At 70.0% G+C, this 4,198-nt stretch carries 4 protein-coding genes and 1 rRNA gene; all 5 read right to left on the bottom strand.

The genetic code is table 11. The features are described 5' to 3' along the window. Nucleotides 1–197: 197 nt before the first annotated feature. Complete coding sequence (locus ABZ281_RS40320) at nt 198–1,370, bottom strand: acetoin utilization protein AcuC (protein WP_356662942.1); 1,173 nt, start codon at nt 1,368–1,370, stop codon at nt 198–200. Beyond that, nucleotides 1,321–2,541, bottom strand: coding sequence for an MFS transporter (locus ABZ281_RS40315; protein WP_356662941.1), 1,221 nt, complete (start codon nt 2,539–2,541; stop codon nt 1,321–1,323). The genes ABZ281_RS40320 and ABZ281_RS40315 overlap by 50 nt, the downstream gene beginning before the upstream one ends. A gap of 81 nt (nt 2,542–2,622) precedes the next feature. Then, nucleotides 2,623–3,336 carry a VC0807 family protein gene (locus ABZ281_RS40310; protein ID WP_356662940.1) on the bottom strand — a complete coding sequence of 238 codons (714 nt, stop codon included), beginning with the start codon at nt 3,334–3,336 and terminating at the stop codon, nt 2,623–2,625. A 68-nt stretch (nt 3,337–3,404) separates the two neighbouring features. Continuing rightward, nucleotides 3,405–4,049: an HAD family hydrolase gene (locus tag ABZ281_RS40305; RefSeq protein WP_356662939.1), complete on the bottom strand. Its 645-nt coding sequence runs from the start codon at nt 4,047–4,049 to the stop codon at nt 3,405–3,407. A 62-nt stretch (nt 4,050–4,111) separates the two neighbouring features. Further along, nucleotides 4,112–4,198: ribosomal RNA gene (gene rrf / locus ABZ281_RS40300) — 5S ribosomal RNA — on the bottom strand; the annotation flags it as partial.

Raw genomic sequence — 4,198 nt, 5'->3', positions numbered from 1 at the left:
GGTGCCCGCGGTGTCCGGTGCGTGCTCTCGGCGTGCCGGACGAAAGCCCTCGTACTGGACGTACTTGGGATTTCGGTTGGTGCGGCGAGTGGGGGTACCCCCTGCTTGAGCGGAGTCGAGAGCTTGGGGGAGCGTGCCGGGCGCCGTGGGTGCTGTGCGGGACCTTCGAAACACCCCCTAGGTCCGGCGGCACCCCCTCACGCCAGCAGCCCCCGCAGCGGGAACGCCGCCCGCCGGGTCGCCAGCACCGCCTGGTCCAGCCGGTCCGCCGGGTCGTAGCCCTCGTCCCAGCCGGACCAGCTCACGGGCCAGCGCCCGTCCGTCATCCGCGCCGGGGCCAACTGCCGCGTCTTCGCGAACACTTCCTGCCGCCAGCCCTCGGGAATCATCGCCTCGGGCTCCACGGGCCACCCGGCCGCGATCGCGACCAGGTGCGTCCAGGAGCGCGGCACCACGTCGACCACGGCGTAACCGCCCCCGCCGAGGGCCACCCACCGCCCGTCGGCGTACTCGTGCGCCAGGTCGTGACAGGCCACCTGCACCGCCCGCTGCGCGTCCAGCGACACCGCCAGGTGCGCCAGCGGATCCTCGAAGTGCGTGTCGGCCCCGTGCTGCGTCACCAGCACCTGGGGCCGGAAGTCGGCGATCAGCTCCGGCACGACGGCGTGGAAGGCCCGCAGCCACCCCGCGTCGCCCGTCCCGGCCGGCAGCGCCACGTTCACCGCCGAGCCCTCCGCGGAGTCCGCCCCGGTCTCCTCCGGCCACCCGGTCTGCGGGAACAGCGTCTGGGGATGCTCGTGCAGCGAGATCGTCAGTACCCGCGGGTCCTCCCAGAACGCCGCCTGGACCCCGTCCCCGTGATGCACGTCGACGTCGATGTACGCGACCCGCTCCGCCCCGAGCTCCAGCAGCCGCGCGATCGCCAGCGAGGCGTCGTTGTAGATGCAGAACCCGGACGCACCGCCCGGCATCGCGTGGTGCAGCCCGCCCGCGAAGTTCACCGCGTGCAGCGCCTCACCCCGCCACACGGCCTCCGCCGCCCCCACCGACTGCCCGGCGATCAGCGACGACACCTCGTGCATCCCGGCGAACGCCGGATCGTCCATCGTCCCCAGCCCGTACGACTGGTCCGCCGCTCCCGGATCCGCCGACGCGGCCTTCACCGCCTCGATGTAGTCCTGGCGGTGGACAAGCCTCAGCGTCGACTCCCCGGCCGCCTTCGCGGCGACCACCTCCACCTCACGGTCCAGCCCGAAGGCATCGACCAGTCTCCGGGTCAGGGCGAGCCGGACCGGGTCCATCGGATGCCCCGGACCGAAGTCATAGCCCGTTACTGCCTCGTCCCACATCAGCTGTGCGCGGCCGCTCATGCCCGCCACCGTATCGGTCCGGTTGAGCCTCGAACGACCGGGCGTACACCAGCGTCACCAGCACCAACACCATCGGCACGAGCATGGCCCCGCGGTAGCTCCACAGATCCCCGAGCGCCCCGACCAACGGCGAGCCGATCAAGAACCCCACATAGTTGAAGACATTCAGCCGCGCGACGGCCGCGTCCGACGCCCCCGGGAACAGCCGCCCGGCCGCCGCGAACGTCTGCGGCACCAGCACGCACAATCCCAGCCCCAGCAGCGTGAACCCCAGCATCCCGACCCACGCCCCGGGCGCCCCGGCCACCACGGCGAACCCACCCGCCGCCACCAGCGCCCCGCCCCGCACCACCGCGGCCGCCCCGAACCGCCGCACCCCGAGGTCCCCGATCGCCCGACCCAGCAGCGTGGTGACCATGTACACGTTGTACGGCACCGTCGCCATCTGCTCCGAGCTGCCGAGCACGTCCTGAAGGTACTTGGCACTCCAGTTGGAGACCGTCGAGTCCCCGATGTACGCGACCGTCATCACCAGACACAGCGGCAACAGCCACTTGAAGACGAGGACCTGGCCCTCCCCGGCCGGCTTCTCCGCCTCGTCCGCCGCACCGCCCCCGTCGTCGACGTACCACCGGCTCCCCACCAGCACGGCCGGCAGCAGCACCAGCACGACCGGCAGGTACGACACCCACAGCGCCAGATGCCAGTGCGCCCCCACCCACGCCAGCGAGGCCCCGACGATCCCGCCCAGGCTGTACGCCGCGTGAAAACTGAGCATGATGCTGCGCCCGTACGACCGCTGCAGACTCACCCCGAGCATGTTCATCGACGCGTCCAGCACCCCGACGGCGAGACCGAACGCCGCGAGCGCGACACCGAGCTCCACCATCCGCTCCCCGGCCCCGACGCCGAGCAGCGCCAGCAGCACCACGGGCTGGGACCACCGCAGCAGCCGACTCGGCCGTACCCGCTTCACCAACCGCTCGGTGGTCACGCTGCCGACCCCGGCGAGGATCGGCACAGCGGCCAGAAACGCGGGCAGCAGCGCGTCGGACACCCCGTACCGGTCCTGGATGGCCGGGATCCTCGTCACGAGCAGCGCGAAGGCGACACCCTGCACCAGGAAGCCGAACGCCAACGAGCCCCTGCCGCGCCGCAGCACATCAGTCATGGCGGCGAGCGTAGGGCCCCGGCCTACCCGTGGGTAGATCCAGCCAAAGATGAATTTCCCTCATCTCTGCGCTGGTCGGCCTCAAGCGGCCATGGCCGGTTCGGCCGCCCTGGCCCCACCCTCCGCGGCGGCCTCGGCCTCCGCGGTGAGCATCCGCTCCATGGGCCCGGCCCCGAACGCACCGCCGCCCACGATCCCGGCCCCCACAGCGGCGACGAGGACGACCGACCCGAGCCACACCATGGTGTCCACCGGCACGGTGCACGCCCCCACGATCCGCAGCACGCACTCCGCGAGCAGCACCCCGCCCCACACCGTCGAGAAGACCCGCTCCTTGCGCCGGAAGTCCGCCGACGCGGCGGCGGTCCCGTCCATCAGCCGCCCCCAGGCGGCCTCCTTGGCCACGTCCTTGACGAGGAACGGCTTCAGCGCGGCGGTCATCATCGGCCGCCCGAGCACGACGGACACGAGTATCCCGATGCCCACCGTGCTGCTGACCCCGCTGTCCTTGGCGAGCATCAGCCGTGGATCACCGGAGACGAAGCCGAGCACCAGCGAAACGACGTTCACGACCAGGATGAGGCCGGCGATCCCGTTGACCGCTCGCTCCGTGACCGCGGCCCACCCGGTCCGCAGGGCCGGGACGACGCTGCTCCAGGCCAGTGCGGCGAAGGTGCTGATCCCGAAGCCGTCCTTGAGCAGGTAGTACGCCCCGATGGGCACGGCCACGTCCAGGATCAGCGGCAGGAAGAGGTTCGGCTTGCCCGTCTCCGTGTCGCTCGTCTTCGTCGTCATGCCCTCAGAGTGTCGTCCGGCGATCCGCGTCGGTAGAAACGATCGTCCGAACCTCCGCATGACAGATGTCAGACAAGCAGGTCAGCCAACTCTCCCATGTCGGAGAAGAGTTGATTGGCCCCCGCGAGCTTCTCCGACGGCGTCATCGCGGTGAACCCGTACACGTCCATCCCGGCCGCGACGGCCGCCTGCACTCCCAGCGGACTGTCCTCGACGACGACACACCGCCCCGGCGCGACCCCCATCCGCTCGGCCGCGTACAGGAAGAGGTCAGGGGCCGGTTTGCCCCGCCCGACGTCCTGCGAACTGAAGATCCGCTTCTCGTCGAACCACCGGTCGAGCCTGGTCGTCCGATGCCCCACCCTGATCCGCTCATGGCTACCGGAGGAGGCGACGCAGTACGGAACTCCGTCCGCGGCCAGCTTCTCCAGCACCTCGGAGGCCCCGGCGACGGCCACGAGTTCCTGCTTGAAGGCCGTGAACACTCGCGTGTGGAAGATGTCGTCGAAGTCCTCCGGCAACCGTCGTCCGGTCCGCTCGAGGACGAGCTCATGAATGCGGTGCATCGCAGATCCCATGTAGTCCCGAATGGACTCCTCGTAGGAGGTGGGGTGCCCCAGCTCGGTGAGATACGCAGCGAGCAACCGGTTGGAGATGGGCTCACTGTCGACAAGCACGCCGTCATTGTCGAAAATCACGAGGTCATAGCGCATGGGGTCGAGCTTAAACGCAGAAAACCCCCGCATCAGAAGATGCGGGGGTTTTCTCAAAAATTGTTCGGCGGCGTCCTACTCTCCCACAGGGTCCCCCCTGCAGTACCATCGGCGCTGTAAGGCTTAGCTTCCGGGTTCGAAATGTAACC

The organism is Streptomyces sp. NPDC006265, assembly GCF_040613555.1.
Lineage (GTDB): Bacteria > Actinomycetota > Actinomycetes > Streptomycetales > Streptomycetaceae > Streptomyces.
This window is presented reverse-complemented; position numbering and strand designations above follow the sequence as displayed.

What these genes read in the sequence shown, in the direction of transcription:
- ABZ281_RS40320 (WP_356662942.1), bottom strand. Translation starts at nt 1,370, where the DNA reads ATGAGCGGCCGCGCACAGCTGATGTGGGACGAGGCAGTAACGGGCTAT.
- ABZ281_RS40315 (WP_356662941.1), bottom strand. Translation starts at nt 2,541, where the DNA reads ATGACTGATGTGCTGCGGCGCGGCAGGGGCTCGTTGGCGTTCGGCTTC.
- ABZ281_RS40310 (WP_356662940.1), bottom strand. Translation starts at nt 3,336, where the DNA reads ATGACGACGAAGACGAGCGACACGGAGACGGGCAAGCCGAACCTCTTC.
- ABZ281_RS40305 (WP_356662939.1), bottom strand. Translation starts at nt 4,049, where the DNA reads ATGCGCTATGACCTCGTGATTTTCGACAATGACGGCGTGCTTGTCGAC.